The organism is Micromonospora sp. NBC_01405 (genome assembly GCF_045040155.1).
Classification (GTDB): Bacteria; Actinomycetota; Actinomycetes; order Mycobacteriales; family Micromonosporaceae; genus Micromonospora.
Genome location: NZ_CP109532.1, coordinates 5,948,080 through 5,962,745, shown reverse-complemented (window position 1 = coordinate 5,962,745; position 14,666 = coordinate 5,948,080). Strand labels below are relative to the sequence as shown.

Here is a 14,666-nt window from a genome sequence, read left to right as displayed (position 1 = left end):
CGATGCGTGCGGACGTCCTCGTCGTCGGCGGCGGGCTGGGCGGAGTGGCGGCGGCACTGGCCGCCCTCCGGGCCGGCCGGAGCGTCATCCTGACCGAGGAGTTCGACTGGCTCGGCGGGCAGCTCACCAGCCAGGCGGTCCCCCCGGACGAGCACTCCTGGGTCGAGCAGTTCGGCGTCACCGCCAGCTACCGGGAGCTGCGCACCGGGATCCGGGACTACTACCGGCGGCACTTCCCGCTCACCGAGCGGTCCCGGGGTTGGACCGACCTCAACCCGGGGGCCGGCTGGGTCAGCCGGCTGTGCCACGAGCCCCGGGTCGCGGTGGCGGTGTTGGAGGAGATGCTGGCGCCGTACCGGGGGTCCGGGCGGCTGACCGTGCTCCAGCCGTACCGGCCGGTCTCGGCGGCCACCGACGGCGACCGGGTGACCGGGGTGACCGTCGCGCACCGCGACCGCCCCGACGAGCTGGTCGAGTTGACCGCCCCGTACGTGCTGGACGCCACCGAGACCGGCGAGCTGCTGCCGCTGGCCGGCGTCGAGTACGTCACCGGGTTCGAGTCGCGGGAGGAGACCGGCGAGCCCAGCGCGCCGGCCGAGGCCCAGCCGATGAACATGCAGGCCGTGTCGGTCTGCTTCGCCCTGGACCACGTCGACGGCGACCACACCATCGACCGCCCGGCCGGGTACGACTTCTGGCGCGACTACAAGCCGGACTTCTGGGGCGACCGGCTGCTGTCCTGGCGCTCCCCGCACCCCCGGACGCTGGAGATCGTCGAGCGCAGCTTCACCCCGAACCCGGACGAGGACCCCCTGTCGGTCAACGCCGACCAGCGCCTCAACCCCGGCGACGGCAACCTGTGGACGTTCCGGCGGATCGCCGCCCGGCGCAACTTCGTCGACGGGGCGTACGCCAGCGACATCACGCTGGTGAACTGGCCGATGATCGACTACTTCGAGGGCCCGGTCATCGACGTGCCGAACGCGTCCTGGCACCTGTCGCAGGCGCGGGAGCTGTCGTACTCGGTGTTGTACTGGATGCAGACCGAGGCGCCCCGGCCCGACGGGGGCACCGGATTCCCCGGGCTGCGGCTGCGCGGCGACGTCACCGGCAGCGCCGACGGCCTGGCCCAGGCCCCGTACATCCGGGAGTCGCGGCGTATCCGGGCCGAGTACACGGTCGTCGAGCAGGACCTGTCGCTGGCGGTGCGCGGCGCGCACGGCGCGGTCAGCTACCCCGACTCGATCGGCGTGGGCATGTACCGGATCGACCTGCACCCGTCGACCGGCGGCGACAACTACATCGATGTCGGGTCCTGCCCGTTCGAGATCCCGCTCGGCGCGCTGATCCCGCAGCGGGTGGAGAACCTGCTGCCGGCCGGCAAGAACATCGGCACCACGCACGTCACCAACGGCAGCTACCGGCTGCACCCGGTCGAGTGGAACGTCGGCGAGGTCGCCGGCCTGCTCGCCGACTTCTGCCTGGCGCGGGGCGAGTCCCCGCGCGCGGTCCGCGACACCCCCCGTCTGCTGGCCGAATTCCAGGACCGCCTTACAACGGCCGGCGTGGAACTGCGTTGGCCGCAGATCGTGGGCTACTGAAACACCCCCCGGTGAGGAGAAGATTGTGAAAGCAGGAAAGGCCCTGCGCGGCGTCGCCGTCGCGCTGGTCGGTGCGCTCGCCCTGACCGCCTGCGGCGGCGGGGACGACGCTGGCGACAGCGGTCCGGCGAAGCTGCGGATGACGGTCTGGTCCGCCAACGAGGCGCACCTGAAGCTGTTCAACGAGATCGCGGACGAGTACAAGAAGTCCCACCCGGACGTGGAGTCGATCACCTTCGACCCGCTGCCGTTCGAGAACTACACCACCACCCTGACCACCCAGATCGCCGGCGGCAACGCCCCCGACCTGGCCTGGGTGTTCGAGAACTCGGCCCCTGACTTCGTGTCCTCCGGCGCACTGCTGCCGCTGGACGAGACGCTGAAGAAGACCGAGGGGTACGGCTACGACGACCTCTCCCCCGCCACCACGAAGCTCTGGCAGGACGGCGGCAAGCTGTACGCGTACCCGTTCTCCAACTCGCCGTTCGGGGTGTTCGTCAACACCGACATGGTGAAGAAGGCCGGGCAGAAGACGCCGGCCGAGCTGATCGCCGCCGGGCAGTGGAACTGGGACAACGCCCTGGCCACCGCCGCGGCGTCCGCCAAGAAGTCCGGCAAGGCCGGCCTGGTGATCCGGGACTTCGACTACAAGGGCTGGGACAACCTGTCGACCTTCTTCACCGGCTGGGGCGCCCAGGCGTGGAGCGAGGACGGCAAGTCCTGCGGCTTCAACTCCCCGGAGATGGTCGCGGCGATGACCGCCCTGCACAAGGGGATCTTCACCGACAAGGCGCTGCCCGGCCCGGGCACCACGGCGGACTTCTTCGCCGGTGACGCGGCCATGACGGTCACCCAGATCTCCCGGGCGTCGCTGCTGAAGGACGGCGGCTTCGGCTGGGACCTGGTGCCGCTGCCGGCCGGCCCGAAGGGCAACTACTCGGTGCTCGGCCAGGCCGGCCTCGGGGTGATGAAGAAGAGCCCGCACGCCGACGAGGCGGCCGACTTCCTGGCCTTCTTCACCAACCCCACCAACTCGGCGAAGCTGGCCCAGTTCTTCCCGCCGCCGCGGCAGTCGCTGCTGACCGCCGAGACGCTGGGCAAGACGAACCCGAAGCTCAAGCCGGAGCAGTTGCAGAAGGTCGTCATCGACGGCATCACCAGCGGCGTGGTCAAGCCGAGCCACGCCGGGCAGGCCGAGCTGAGCCAGCAGGTCCGCGCCGGGCTCGACCCGCTGTGGCAGCCGAACGCCGACATCAAGGCGGTCCTGGACGGCGTGTGCGCCAAGATCCAGCCGCTGCTGGCGAAGTGACCATGTCCCCGACGGACACCAGGACGGGCCCGGTCGCCAAGACCGGGCCCGCCCCGGGCCGGGCCCGTCCGCCGTGGTGGACCAGCCGCCGGCGCGACCAGCTCGCCGGGTACCTGTTCGTCGCCCCACAGCTCATCGGCAGCATCGTGTTCGTGATCCTGCCGCTGGTCCTGGTGGTCTGGTACAGCCTGCACGAGTGGAACGTGCTCGCCGGCACGTTCGACTACGTCGGCGGCGACAACTACACGCAGCTCGCCGAGGACACCAACCTGGGTGGGGTGCTGAAGGCCACCGGGCTGTTCTCGGTCGGGCTGGTGGTGTTCAACCTCGCCCTGGCGCTGATGCTGGCCGTGCTGCTCAACCAGAAGCTGCGCGGCACCATCGTGTTCCGCACCCTGTTCTTCTCCCCCGTGGTGGTCTCCCTGGTCGCCTGGACGATCGTGTGGGGCTTCCTGCTCCAGGACAACGGCGGGATCAACGGGCTGCTCGACACGATCGGCGTGGACGGCCCGAACTGGCTGCGCGGCGAGGGCACCGCGATGCTGTCGGTGGTCGTCGTGCAGGTGTTCAAGAACGTCGGCCTGAACATGGTGCTGTTCCTGGCCGCCCTCCAGGGCGTGCCGGGCGATCTGTACGAGGCCGCCGAGGTGGACGGGGCGAGCCGGTTGCGGCAGTTCTGGCGGATCACCGTGCCGCTGATCAGCCCGACGATCATGCTCACGTCGATCATCACGGTGGTCGGCTCGTTGCAGGTGTTCGCGCAGATCGCGGTGCTGACCCAGGGTGGCCCGGGCACCTCGACCACGGTGCTCGTCTACTACCTCTACCAGCAGGCCTTCCAGTTCCACCACTTCGGCTACGGCGCGACCCTGTCGATCGTGCTGTTCGCGATCGTGCTCGCGCTGACCGTGCTGCAGTGGCAGATGCGCAAGAGATGGGTCTTCCATGAGTCGTGACCTGTCGCCCAGGACGAAGCTGGTGCTCTACGGGGTGCTGATGGTCCTGGCGATCCCGTTCGTCTTCCCCACCTGGTGGATGGTCACCTCGTCGCTGAAGCCGGTGGCGGACATCTTCGCCTTCCCGCCGCAGCTCTGGCCGACGAACCCGCGGCTGGAGGCGTACCAGCGGGTGTTCGAGTTGCAGCCGTTCGGGCGGCAGTACCTCAACAGCGTCTACATCGCCCTGGTGGTCACCGTGGGCACCCTCGCGGTGGCGGCGCTGGCTGGGTACGCCTTCGCCCGGATCCGGTTCCGGGGCCAGAACCTGCTGTTCCTGGTGGTGCTCGCCGGCCTGCTCATCCCGAGCGAGGTCACGATCGTCCCGCTGTTCCAGATGTTCTTCAAGCTGGGGCTGGTCGACACCCACTGGCCGCTGATCCTGGTGCCGATCTTCGGGGCGCCGAGCGTGCTGGCCACGTTCATCATGCGGCAGTTCTTCATCGCCCTGCCCGGGGAGCTGGAGGAGGCGGCCCGGGTCGACGGGCTGGGCCGGTTCGCCACGTTCTGGAAGATCGCCCTGCCGCTGTCCCGCCCCGCGCTGGGCGCGGTGGCCATCTTCACCTTCCTGCACAGCTGGAACCTGTACCTCGAACCGATCGTGTTCCTCTCCTCGCCGGAGAAGTTCACCCTGCCGCAGGCGCTGACCCAGTTCGTCGACGCGTACGGCGGGCCGATGTGGAACGTCCAGCTCGCGGCGGCGTCGATGACCGCCCTGCCGGTGCTGGCGGTCTTCGTGATCGCGCAGAAGCAGTTCGTCGAGGGCCTGGCGCACACCGGCCTGAAGGGATGACCTCCCCGGCCCACGCCGCCGTCGGCGTCGACATCGGCGGCACCAAGACGGCGGCCGCCCTGGTCGACACCGACGGCACGGTCCTGCGCCGCCTGCGGGCACCCACCCCCGCCGGGTCCGGGCCGGGCGCGGTGCTGGACACCGCCGCCCGGCTCGCCGCCGAACTGATCCCCGCGTCCGGCGACTGGCCGGTCGGGGTGGGCACCGCCGGCACCGTCGACCCGGCGACCGGCGGCATCCGGTACGCCACGGACAGCCTGCCCGGGTGGACCGGCACGGCCGTTCGCGCCGAGCTGGCCGAACGGTTGGGCCGGCCGGTGCGGGTCGCCAACGACGTGCACGCCGCCGCGCTCGGCGAGAGCTGGGCGGGAGCCGGCCGGGGCCGGGGACACCTGCTGCTGGTGGCGGTCGGCACCGGGCTCGGCGGGGCGCTGGTCCGGCACGGCCGGATCGACCCCGGCGCCCGGGGCGCGGCCGGCGCCGTGGCCCACCTGCCGGCGCCCGGGGCGGGGCGGCTGCGCTGCGGGTGCGGCCGGTACGGGCACCTGGAGGCCGTCGCGTCCGGCACCGGCCTGGCCGCCGGCTACGCCCTGCGTACCGGCGAGCGGATCACCGGGCGCGAGGTGGCCGAGCGGGCGACGGCCGGGGACGCCGCCGCCCGGGAGGTGGTCGAGCGGGCCGGCGCGAGCCTCGGCGCGGCCCTGGCCGGGCTGGTGACCACGCTCGACCCGCAGGTGGTGCTGGTGGCCGGCGGGGCGGGCGGGGCGCTGCTGCCGGCCGCGACCGCCGCCTACGCGGCCGAGCTGCCGTCGGGCTGGGCGGACGTGCCGCTGCTGCCCGCCGCGCTGGACGCCGACGCGGTCGTGGTCGGCGCGGCCCGGCTCGCCACCGGGGACCCGGCCGCCGCGTCGGCGGACCCGGGCCGGCCGGCGTTCGACGAGGGAAAGGACTGAGGACGTGGGAATTCTCGACTCGCTCGCCGGAGGGCTGGTGGTCTCCTGCCAGCCGCTGCCGGACGAGCCAAACGACCCGATGCGGGACCCGTACGTCCAGGCCCGGGTGGCCGCCGCCGCCGTTGCCGGCGGTGCGGTGGGGATCCGGGCGAACGGGCCGGCCGACGTGGCCGCCATCCGCGCCGCGGTCGGCGTGCCGGTGATCGGGCTGTACAAGCACGGCCACGCCGAGGTGTTCATCACCCCGACGCCCGAACTGGCGGTGCAGGTGGCAGCCGCCGGGGCGCACGTCGTCGCGGTGGACGGCACCGACCGGCCGCGCCCCGACGGCCGGGTCCTCGCCGACACGGTCGCGGCGGTGCACGCCGCCGGCGCGCTGGTCCTCGCGGACGTCTCCACCGTCGCCGAGGGGGTGGCGGCGGTGCGGGCCGGGGCGGACGCGGTGGCGACCACGCTGTCCGGGTACACGGCGGCCAGTCCGCGCCGGGACGGGCCGGACCTGGAGCTGGTGGCCGGGCTCGCGGCGGCGGTGCCGGTGCCGGTGCTCGCCGAGGGGCGGTACCGCAGCACCGACGAGATCGGCCGGGCATTCGCGGCGGGCGCGCACGCCGTGGTGATGGGCAACGCCGTCACCTCGCCGCTGTGGATCACCCGCCGGCTCTCCGCGGCCACCCCGGCGGGGGCCGGGCGGCCGGGGCGGTAAGGTGCGGCGGCATGACCGGCGCACCGTACTCCCACTGTTCCTCCTGCGGCATCGCATATCCGGCGGGGAGCGGCTGGCCCCGGGCCTGCGCGGCCTGCGGGCACACCGTCTGGCGTAATCCGCTGCCGGTCGCGGTCGCGGTGCTGCCGGTACGCACCGACGCCGGCCTGGGCGTGGTCGTGGTGCGCCGGGACATCGAGCCCGCGCGCGGCCTGCTCGCCCTCCCCGGCGGCTTCATCGAGTACGGCGAGGAATGGCGCGACGCCCTGGTCCGGGAGCTGCGGGAGGAGACCGGGCTGGTCGCGGCGGCCGGGGACGCGGAGTTGTTCGGGGTGCACAGCGCCCCGGCCGGGGGCACCATGATGGTCTTCGGGACGCTGCCCGAGCGGCCGGCCGGGCAGCTCCCGCCGTCCGCGCCGACCGACGAGGCGACCGAGTGGCTGGTGCTCACCGAGCCCGCCGAGCTGGCCTTCTCCACCCACACCCGGGTGCTCGCCGACTTCCTCGCCGCCCACCGGGACGCCTGAACGGCCGCCCCCACCGGGCAACCCTGGGCAGGGAAGTCGGCACGATGCGTTAACCACGGTGTCCCGTCGGGTCAGTAGGCTGTTTCCGCTCGCTGAGATGCGTCGATGCGATCGGTTCGGCACGCCGACCCCGGAGGAAGCCGCCATGAGCCGCTGGACACCCGACCCGTCCTTCTACCCCTCACCCCGCGACGCCGCCCGGGCCCCCGCCGAGAAGCTGGCCTACGTGGCCGCCTTCGACCGCTCGGCGGCCCGTCCCGACGCCATCGCGGTCCTCGACACCGACCCCGCCTCCCCCGAGTACGGGCGGGTGGTGGGCTGGACCGACCTGCCGCACACCGGCGACGAGGTGCACCACTTCGGGTGGAACGCGTGCAGCAGCGCGCTCTGCCCGGCCGCGCCGCACCCGCACGTCGAGCGGCGCTACCTGATCGTGCCCGGGCTGCGCTCGTCGCGGGTGCACGTGTACGACACCCAGCCCGACCCGCGCGCCCCGCAGCTGGTCAAGGTGATCGGCCCGGAGGAGTTGGCGGAGCGGGCCGGCTACTCCCGGCCGCACACGGTGCACTGCGGCCCCGACGGGATCTACCTGTCCGCCCTCGGCGGCGCCGACGGTGCCGAGGGCCCCGGCGGCATCGCGATCCTCGACCACACGAGCTTCGAGGTCCGCCGGGCGTGGGAGGCCGACCGGGGGCCGCAGTTCCTCGCGTACGACTTCTGGTGGCACTACAACCACGACGTGCTGGTGACCAGCGAGTGGGGCACCCCGTCGATGATCGAGGACGGCATCGTCGGCGAGCTGCTGCTGGGGCGCAAGTACGGGCACGCCATCCACTTCTGGGACCTGGCGAAGCGCCGGCACGTGCAGCGGGTCGACCTCGGCGACGCGTACCAGATGCCGCTGGAGCTGCGACCGGCGCACGACCCGACGAGGACGTACGGGTTCGTCGGCGTGGTGATCAGCGTGGAGGATCTGTCCGCCTCGGTCTGGCTGTGGCACCGCGACGGCGACGCCTGGGCCGTGACCAAGGTGATCGACATCCCGGCGGAGCCGGCCGACCCGGCCGACCTGCCGGACCTGCTCAAGCCGTTCGGGGCGGTCCCGCCGCTGGTCACCGACATCGACCTGTCGGTCGACGACAGATTCCTCTACGTCTCCTGCTGGGGCACCGGCGAGCTGCGCCAGTACGACGTCAGCGACCCGTTGCACCCCGTGCAGACCGGGTCGGCGCGCCTCGGCGGCATCGTGCGGCGCACCCCCCACCCGGGTTTCCCCGACGAGCCCCTCGCCGGCGGCCCGCAGATGGTGGAGATCAGCCGCGACGGCCGCCGGGTGTACGTGTCCAACTCCCTCTACGGCTCGTGGGACGACCAGTTCTACCCGGACGGGGTGGGCGCCTGGCTGGCCAAACTGGACGTCGACCCCGACGCCGGCGGGCTCACCCCGGACCCGCGGTTCTTCCCGCGCGGGGAGGAGTTCCGGGGGCTGCGGGTGCACCAGACCCGGTTGCAGGGCGGCGACGCGTCCTCCGACTCGTACTGCTTCCCGTGACCGGGACGACCTGGCTGGCGCTGGCCGGGCTCGGCGCGTTCCACGGGCTGAACCCGGCCATGGGCTGGCTGTTCGCGGTGGGCCGGGGACTTCAGGAGCGCAGCCGGCGGATGCTCGTGACGTCGCTGCTGCCCATCGCGCTGGGTCACCTCGCCTCGGTGGGCCTGGTGGCCGCGCTGGTCAGCGCCACCAGGTCGGTCGTGGCGAGCACCACCGTGGCGATCGTCGGCGGGGTGCTGCTGGTCGGGTTCGGGCTGTGGCAGTTGCTGTCGCGGCAGCACTTCCGGTGGGCCGGGATGCGGCCGTCCAACGCGCAGCTCGCCGGGTGGTCGTTCCTGATGTCGTCGGCGCACGGCGCCGGGCTGATGCTGCTGCCGGTGCTGCTCGCCGAGCCGGCCGCGGCCGGCGGGCACGCAGGACACGCCGGGCACGCCGGGCAGTTGTCGGCGACCCCGGCGGGCGCGCTGCCCGGGCTGGCCGCCGCCGGGGTGCACACGGTGGCGATGTTCGGCGTGGCGCTGGCCGCGGCCGTGGCGGTGTACGAGGTGCTCGGCGTCGGGGTGCTGCGGCGGGCCTGGCTCAACGTGGACCGGATCTGGGCCTGGGTGCTGGTGGTCGCGGGGGTGATCACCGTCGTGGCCGCGGCGACCTGAGCGGCGCCGGCCGGCTCGGCCGAAGGGCCGGCGGTTCCCGCCGCCCGGCGCTGTCCCGGCACAAACTCCTACTGATTGAATAGGAGTTTGTGCCGCCGAGCCGGAGGGACCCCCGATGCCGCACTCCCTGTCGTACGACGAAGCCGACCATGACGCCCGACGGGCGCAACAGTGGCTGGCCGGCCGGGCCCGGGGCGCGGGCGTGTCCCGCCCCCGCCTGCTGGAGCTGGGCACCGCGATGACCGCCCTGGCCGCCGCCGCGGGCGAACGCGAGCCGGTCGCGGTGGCGGCCGACCCGGTCGGCGCCGACCCCGGGCGGGACGCCACCGGGCCGGGCATGGTCAAGCCGCTGCCGGACCGGCTGTTCACCCGGCACGACACCAACGCCGAGATGCGCTGGGAGGCGATGGCCGGGCAGGGGTACGTCGTGCCCAACGACCGGTTCTTCGTCCGCAACCACACCCGCACCCCCCTGATCGACCCCGACACCTGGCGGCTGAGCCTGTTCGGCGACGGCCTGCACGGCACGCCCACCCGGGACCGGCCGGTCGAGTTCGGCTACGACGACCTGCGCCGGCTGCCCGCCGAGCGGGTCACCGCGCTGGTCGAGTGCGCCGGCAACGCCCGTCGGTTCTTCGCCGGGCAGCAGGACGGGCCCGCCCCCGGGGTCGCGTGGGGCCTGGGCGGCGTCGGGGTGGCGCACTGGCGGGGCGTGCGGCTGTCCACCGTCCTGCGTCGGGCCGGGCTGACCGACGCGGCGGTCGACGTGATGCCGGAGGGGCTGGACCCGGACTACGTCACCGGCGGGGTGAACCTGGGCCGGGTCCGCCGGCCGCTGCCGGTCGGCAAGGCCCTCGACGACGTGCTGCTGGCGTACGAGATGAACGGCGAGCCGCTGCCGCCGGACCACGGCTTCCCGGTGCGGGTGGTGGTGCCGGGCTGGATCGGCATCTCCTCGGTCAAGTGGGTCGGCCCGGTCGAGGTGTCGGCCACCCCGCTGTTCTCGCCGTGGAACACCCAGCTCTACCGCATGTTCGGCCCCGGCCAGCCCGACGGCGGCGGTCAGCTGGGCCCCCAGTCGGTGAAGAGCGCCTTCGAGCTGCCCTGGGACGCCCGGGTCCCGGCCGGGGCGGAGGTGCTGCTGCGCGGCCGGTCCTGGTCGGGCGGGGGCCCGATCCGATCGGTGCAGGTACACACCGGCGACGACGGCTGGCGGCCGGCCGAACTGGTCGCCGGGGACGCGGGCGGGCCGTGGCAGCGTTGGACGGCGCGCTGGCGTCCGGCGGGGCCGGGGCCGGCGACGCTACGGGCGCGGGCCACCGACGTCACCGGGGCCGGCCAGCCGGAACGGGCCCGCCCCAACGACCTCGGCTACCTCTTCGACGGCGTCGTCAACCACCCGGTAACGGTCTGCTGACCCGTGCCGTCGGCGGGGCCCGGGGCGGCGGCGTCGAGGTAGCCGCTGGCCTGGAGGTGGAACAGTTCGCGGTAGAGCCCGTCCGCGGCGATCAGCTCGTCGTGCGTGCCGCGCTGGACCAGCCGGCCGCGCTCCATCACGAAGATCTGGTCGGCGTGCCGGACGTTGGCCAGCCGGTGGGTGATCAGCACGACCGCCCGGTCGGGACGGCGGCGCAGGTGCTGGAAGAGGGCGTGCTCGGCCCGGGCGTCCAGCGCCGCCGACGGCTCGTCACAGATCAACAGCGGGGCGTCCCGGTACAGGCCACGGGCGGCGACGAGGCGCTGCCACTGGCCGCCGGAGAGGTCGTGGCCGTCCTTGAACTCGCGGTCCAGCAGAGTGTCGTACCCGAACGGCAGGTCCATGATCATGTCGTGGGCGGCGGCGGCCCGGGCGGCGTCCTGCACACTCGGCCCCCCAGTGGCCCGGTTGTGCCGGCCGACGCGGATGTTCTGCCCGGCGGTGAACGGGAACTTCCACCAGTCCTGGGTGAGCACCGCGACGTGTGCGCCGGTCTGGTGGGGGTCGAGCTCGGCGGTGTCCACGTTGTCCCAGCGGATCACCCCGCCGGTGGGCTGGTACAGGCCGGCGATGAGCTTGGCCAGGGTGGACTTTCCCGAGCCGTTCTCGCCGACCAGGGCGACCACCTGTCCCCGGTGGACGGTCAGGCTCACCTCGTCGACGGCTGGGCTGTCGGTGTCCGGATAGCGCAGGCTGACCCCGTCCAGCTCGATGGCGTCGAAGCCGTCGGTCGGCTGGTCGCCGCGGGGGCCGATCCGGCTGAGGGCCCGGTCCAGGAAGTCCCGGTAGTCCTGGTAGTAGAGGGCGTCCTCGTAGAGCGCGTTGGTGGCGAAAACCGCGATTCCGAGGTTGGAGCGCGCGGACTGGAGAGCGATCAGCGCGGTCGCGGCGGCGGCGAGCGCCACCATGCCGGTCAGGAGCAGGCCGGCGAGGACGGCGTACACGCCGAAGGTGGCCAGGCCCGCGGCGGACGTGCCGAGCACCCGGGTCCGGGTCTGGGTGCGGACCAGGCGCAGGTGGGCGCGCGTCTCGGTGGCCATCATCTGCCGGTACTCGCCGAGCAGGAAGTCCCGCATCTGGTACGCCCGGACCTCGGCGGCGGTGTGCCGGTTGGCCATCAGGTTGGCCAGCATCGACATTCGGCGGCGCCGGTTGATCCTGGCCAGCATCTCCAGGTACTGCCGGCGGGCGACCTTCACCGCGGTCGCCGCCTCGGGCACCGCGGCGAGCAGCAGGCAGGGCAGCAGCAGCGGCTGGATCACGGTGACCGCCGCCGCGGTGGCCAGCACCCCGACCACGCCGGTGATCAGGTTGACGGTGTGGTCGACGATCCAGGCCGCCTCGGTCACCCCGCGCTCCCGGGCCCGGTCCATCTCCTCGGCGAACCCGGCGTCGTCGAACGCGGCCAGGTCGACGGCCGTGGTGGCCTCGAACAGTCGCAGCTCGACCTGATAGTTGATCTGCGGGGTGAGCCGGGCCTGCGCCCAACCGGCGGCGATGGTGAGCCCACCCTTGGCCATCACGGCGGCGGCGGTCAGCGCCAGGGCCGGCAGGGCCCCCCGGATCCGGTCCGGCGTGGGGCCGGCCGCGAACAGTTCGCGCAGCACGCCGGTGGTGGCCAGCAGGCCGAGGGTGGTCATCGCCCCGGCGGCGACGTTCAGCCCGATGGAAGCGGCGGTGTCCCGGCGACTGGTCGCCCAGGCCAGGGCGATCGCCTCGCGGACCAGCCGGGGCAGCCGACGGGCCACCGCCCAGAAACTGGTGTGGGCGAAGTCGTTCGCGTGGTGCATCCACGCCCGGTCCTCCAGCTCGGGCAGGGTCGACGCCTCGACGCCGTCAGCCGGCGAGCCCTCGGCCGGCGTGACGGGGTCGGCCGACGTGACGGGGTCGGTTGGGGCGGCGGGGTCGATGGGCAGGGTCTGGTCGGGCGCTCGGCGTTGGCGGACCGTTTTCTCCACGAACCCTCCCGGAGAGCTGGCTCCGGACCGCCCGCTACGGTCGGCAGCCACGGGGAGCCTACTGTCCGCGACCTAGCGGTGTCCCCCCGTAACCGGCGTGTCGTACACGTGTCGCAGGCATCGGTGGCGGGCCGCCCCCTCCCGTGCCCGCCGGGACGGCCGGGTGCCGACGGTCCGGCCCGCCCTGCGGAAACGACGGCGGCCGTCGCGGCGGGCAGCCGCGACGGCCGGCGGAGGGCGACGTGAGCCGGTGCGGAGGGGCCCCGCCGTGGCGCAGGCGCTGGCGGGGCCCCCTCCGCTCCGGTCAGCTGGCGGTGAGGGTGACGTCGTCGACGACGAAGCTGGTCTGCAGCGAGAAGTCCTCGACGCCGGTGAACTTCAGGGTGATCGTCTGCCCGGCGTACGCGGCGGCGTTGAAGGTGCGCTGCACGTAGCCGGTGGCCTTGTTGAGGTTCGAGTACGTCGCCAGCGTGGTGCTGCCGACCTGGACGGTGAGCTTGTCGTACGCCGTGGAGGTGGTGGTCTCGGCGCTGTCGATGTGCAGCCAGAACGACAGCGTGTACGTGGCGCAGCCGGCCGGGACGGTCAGCGACTGGGACAGCGTCTGGGTGTTGCTGGTGCCGCTCCCGTTGAGCCACGCCTTGTAGGAGCCGGTGCGGGCGGCCTGGCTGGTGGAGTTGGTGATCACGCCGGAGGACGCGGTCCAGACGGTGGCCCCGCTCTCGAAGCTGGAGTTGCCGACCACCTGGCCGCCGGCGCAGCCGCCGGTGCCGGTCACGGTGATGCTGTAGGTGGCGGTGCGGGTCGCCGACCCGGTGCCGGTGACCGTGATGGTGTAGGTGCCGGTGGCCGCCGTCGAGGAGGCGGCGACGGTCATCGTGGACGAGCCGCCGGAGGTGACCGACGACGGGCTGAACGACACGGTCACCCCGCTGGGCGCGCCGGATGCCGACAGGGCGACGGTCTGGGCGCTGCCGGAGGTGGTGGCGGTGGAGACGGTGGCGGTGGTGGAGGCGCCCCGGGCGACGCTGCCGGAGGTCGGGCTGACCGCGACGGAGAAGTCGTTGGTCGGGGTGCCGGTGCCGACCGCCTGGTCCCAGATCGCGTACGCGATGCCGTCGGCGCTGCGGTTGAGCCCGGTGGCGTTGATGTTGCTGGTGGTGTCGCAGGACGAGTGGTAGCAGGGGTCGTACGAGGCGTTGGCGGTGCCGCCCCACTTGCTGGCCTGCGCGCTGGTCTTGCGGGCGCTGGCGCCCATCGCGTACCCGGAGGTGGGGATGCCGCCCTGCTGGAACGAGTAGTCGTCGGAGCGGCCCTGGCCCTCGACGTTCTCCTCCGGCGCCAGGCCCAGCGAGTCCCAGTACGCCTTGAGCGGCGCGGCGGTGGTCGAGGTGACCCGGTTGATGAAGTAGCCGCCGTTGGTGGAGGCGACCATGTCGAAGTTGTAGTACCCCTTGATGTAGCCCTTCTGGGTCGCGCTGAGCGAGTTGACGTAGAACTTCGAGCCCTGCAGGCCCTGCTCCTCGCCGTTCCACCAGGCGAACCGGACCCGCTTGGTCATGGTCGGGTTCTGCTGGGCCAGCACGAGGGCGTTCTCCAGCAGCACCGAGGAGCCGGAGCCGTTGTCGTTCATGCCGGGGCCGGCGGAGACGCCGTCCAGGTGGGAGCCGAACATGACCACCTGGTCGGCCGGCGCGGTGCCCGGCCACTCGGCGATGACGTTGTTGCCCGGGTAGGTGCAGCTCGTGCAGTTCTGCTCGCTGACCGTGTAGCCGGCGGCCTGGAGCTTGCTCTTGACGTAGCTGACCGAGGCGGTGTAGCCGGCCGAGCCGGCCCGGCGGTGGCCGCCGTTGCTGCTGGCGATGCTCTGGAACTGGGTCAGGTGGGCCTGGACGTTGGTCACGGAGATGTCCGGGGCGGCGAGCGCCGGGGCGGGGGCGGCGGCGGCCGGCAGCGTCGCCGTCGACGCCGTCAGCGCGACGGCGGCGGCGAGCGCGAGGCCCGCGGTCAACGTTGTACGTCTCATGATGCTCCTCGGTGCAGGTCGGGGGTTCGTGCACCTGGGCGTGACCGGACCCCGCGCGCCGGGTGGGCGGCGGGGTCCGGCGGCGTCCGGAGGGGCGCCGCGACGTTCGTTCCAGGGAA

At 73.2% G+C, this 14,666-nt stretch carries 12 protein-coding genes; 10 read left to right on the top strand and 2 right to left on the bottom strand.

Annotated elements, in window-relative coordinates; all coding sequences use genetic code 11:
- Positions 1 to 2 precede the first annotated feature (2 nt).
- From OG559_RS25780 to OG559_RS25735, 10 genes are all read left to right on the top strand, one after another.
- Positions 3 to 1,601: an FAD-dependent oxidoreductase gene (locus OG559_RS25780; protein ID WP_405108130.1), complete on the top strand. Its 1,599-nt coding sequence runs from the start codon at positions 3 to 5 to the stop codon at positions 1,599 to 1,601.
- A 25-nt stretch (positions 1,602 to 1,626) separates the two neighbouring features.
- Positions 1,627 to 2,910 (top strand): ABC transporter substrate-binding protein, encoded by a 1,284-nt coding sequence (locus OG559_RS25775; protein ID WP_405108127.1) that lies wholly within the window; start codon positions 1,627 to 1,629, stop codon positions 2,908 to 2,910.
- 2 nt (positions 2,911 to 2,912) lie between these two features.
- Positions 2,913 to 3,866 carry a carbohydrate ABC transporter permease gene (locus tag OG559_RS25770; protein ID WP_396672799.1) on the top strand — a complete coding sequence of 318 codons (954 nt, stop codon included), beginning with the start codon at positions 2,913 to 2,915 and terminating at the stop codon, positions 3,864 to 3,866.
- Positions 3,856 to 4,698: a carbohydrate ABC transporter permease gene (locus OG559_RS25765; RefSeq protein ID WP_405108123.1), complete on the top strand. Its 843-nt coding sequence runs from the start codon at positions 3,856 to 3,858 to the stop codon at positions 4,696 to 4,698. The genes OG559_RS25770 and OG559_RS25765 overlap by 11 nt, the downstream gene beginning before the upstream one ends.
- Entirely contained in the window at positions 4,695 to 5,651 is a 957-nt protein-coding gene (locus tag OG559_RS25760) for an ROK family protein (protein WP_405108120.1), read from the top strand. Before OG559_RS25765 ends, OG559_RS25760 begins: the two co-directional genes overlap by 4 nt.
- Positions 5,652 to 5,655: 4 nt before the next feature.
- A complete protein-coding gene (locus OG559_RS25755) occupies positions 5,656 to 6,354 on the top strand; it encodes an N-acetylmannosamine-6-phosphate 2-epimerase (RefSeq protein ID WP_405108117.1) in 699 nt (232 codons plus the stop codon).
- A gap of 11 nt (positions 6,355 to 6,365) precedes the next feature.
- A complete protein-coding gene (locus OG559_RS25750; protein WP_405108114.1) occupies positions 6,366 to 6,881 on the top strand; it encodes an NUDIX domain-containing protein in 516 nt (171 codons plus the stop codon).
- Positions 6,882 to 7,026: 145 nt separating this feature from the next.
- On the top strand, positions 7,027 to 8,433 hold the full coding sequence (locus tag OG559_RS25745) for a selenium-binding family protein (RefSeq protein WP_405108111.1): 1,407 nt from the start codon (positions 7,027 to 7,029) through the stop codon (positions 8,431 to 8,433).
- Positions 8,430 to 9,086, top strand: a complete 657-nt coding sequence (locus OG559_RS25740) for a hypothetical protein (protein ID WP_405108108.1) — start codon at positions 8,430 to 8,432, stop codon at positions 9,084 to 9,086. The genes OG559_RS25745 and OG559_RS25740 overlap by 4 nt, the downstream gene beginning before the upstream one ends.
- Positions 9,087 to 9,201: 115 nt before the next feature.
- Positions 9,202 to 10,503, top strand: coding sequence for a sulfite oxidase (locus tag OG559_RS25735; RefSeq protein ID WP_405108105.1), 1,302 nt, complete (start codon positions 9,202 to 9,204; stop codon positions 10,501 to 10,503).
- Here OG559_RS25735 and OG559_RS25730 read toward each other — a convergent pair.
- Together OG559_RS25730 and OG559_RS25725 are read right to left on the bottom strand one after the other, a co-directional pair.
- Complete coding sequence (locus OG559_RS25730; RefSeq protein WP_405108102.1) at positions 10,458 to 12,521, bottom strand: ABC transporter ATP-binding protein; 2,064 nt, start codon at positions 12,519 to 12,521, stop codon at positions 10,458 to 10,460. The genes OG559_RS25735 and OG559_RS25730 overlap by 46 nt on opposite strands.
- Before the next feature lie 304 nt (positions 12,522 to 12,825).
- Positions 12,826 to 14,547, bottom strand: a complete 1,722-nt coding sequence (locus OG559_RS25725) for a M28 family peptidase (protein WP_405108100.1) — start codon at positions 14,545 to 14,547, stop codon at positions 12,826 to 12,828.
- Positions 14,548 to 14,666 lie beyond the last annotated feature (119 nt).